The organism is Allobosea sp. RIT-PG3_2, assembly GCF_057321085.1.
Genome location: NZ_JBXWCA010000025.1, coordinates 1 through 1,265, shown reverse-complemented (window position 1 = coordinate 1,265; position 1,265 = coordinate 1). Strand labels below are relative to the sequence as shown.

The window sequence follows — 1,265 nt, the reverse complement described above, 5'->3', positions numbered from 1 at the left end:
GACGGCCTTCTGTTCGGCCCATCCCGACACAATGCGTTCGGCACGCTTCGGACCGATCCCGCCGACTTCTATCAGCCGGTCGGGCTCGGCCTCTTGATGTCCAAGGTCGCGTCCCCGAACAGCGCCACGATGCGTTTCGCCATCGCTGGGCCGATGCCCCGCATTTGCCGGGAGGCGAGATATTTCTCGATGCCCTCAGCCCCCCGTCGGCGGCGTGGCCTTCAAGACCTGCGCCTTGAAATTGCAGGCCATGGGTATGGTCGGTGATCCAGATGCCCGAAGTCGTCACGAACACGCCCGCACCGATCGTCGCGGCGTGACCGACCACCGTGACGAGATCACGCCTGCCGAGCCTTCACTCGGATTGCGGCAATGCCGGTGTCCGCATTGTGGAAGGTCACCCGCTCCCCGGTCCCGGCGAGGGTCTGTAGCGGCGTTGAGGCGGGTGCGCGTTGGTTACGCAGGTTGAAGCCGCTCCGGGTTTTTGATTAAGCCGCGACCGCACCAATGTGTCTTGTTACGCGCCGCATCAAGAGCTTCCTTGGCGCGGCCGACAGCCTTATTATGGACGTAGGCGCACATCTGATAGGCCCACTGCGTCCTACGCCATTAGCCAGCTTGGCGTCCCCGAGCGAAACGCCAGCTACCGGTTCCAGAGTTCCATCAGCCAATCCACTTCGCCCCGTCGGAGCGAAAAGTTCGAGCCCCGTCGCTTCGTAAACACATCCATCTCTGCCAGATGGGGGTCTTGCCGAAGAATGTTATAGTGAAGGGGCTTTTGAGGCCTCGTTTCGAGAAGCTGCAACCGAACGCGGCGTTCGGGGCGTCTCGCTTCGAAATCGTCGATCCAGTAGCTTGAGCCCGGCGACGCGTCAGGCCGTTTCGCCGGCAGGCCTGCGATACGCGCCCACCCGACTGCGCCTGCGCCAGTAGGGTTGGTTCCCTTGCCGCGCCACAAGAGCACGCCGTCACCAATCCGCATCTTCTTTGCATTCTGCTTGGCCAACCAATCGCACTCCTGCGCGTCGCTGGCCAGAAATCCATCGAAGTCGAAACGCTGCGGAACAGCCTGAAAAAGCCAAAAACTACCCATGGAATTCACCTCCCAGCCCAGACATACGCACAGCGGCGATCGCTTCTTCTCGTTTCCGGCCGGGCGTTGTCGCCGAGCCGGCCGTGAGCCAATTTGAATGGTGCCCGTTGAGCGGAGAGGGGTGGCTGATGTGGCAGAAGACCACGCCTTTGGACTCGTAGCTGACCGAATT

Annotated in this window: 2 protein-coding genes and 1 pseudogene; all 3 read right to left on the bottom strand. The window is 61.7% G+C overall.

Translation table 11 applies throughout. The features are described 5' to 3' along the window. Positions 1 to 464: pseudogene (locus AC2FAN_RS27185) on the bottom strand (helix-hairpin-helix domain-containing protein); the annotation flags it as partial. Between the two features lie 179 nt (positions 465 to 643). Beyond that, positions 644 to 1,093 (bottom strand): EVE domain-containing protein, encoded by a 450-nt coding sequence (locus tag AC2FAN_RS27180; protein WP_485177069.1) that lies wholly within the window; start codon positions 1,091 to 1,093, stop codon positions 644 to 646. Then, the coding region (locus AC2FAN_RS27175; protein ID WP_485177068.1) for a hypothetical protein at positions 1,086 to 1,265 on the bottom strand (180 nt) is incomplete at its 5' end. The genes AC2FAN_RS27180 and AC2FAN_RS27175, both read right to left, overlap by 8 nt.

Bases quoted from the DNA above. Each gene is read 5' to 3' on its own strand.
- AC2FAN_RS27180 (WP_485177069.1), bottom strand. From the start codon at position 1,093: ATGGGTAGTTTTTGGCTTTTTCAGGCTGTTCCGCAGCGTTTCGACTTC.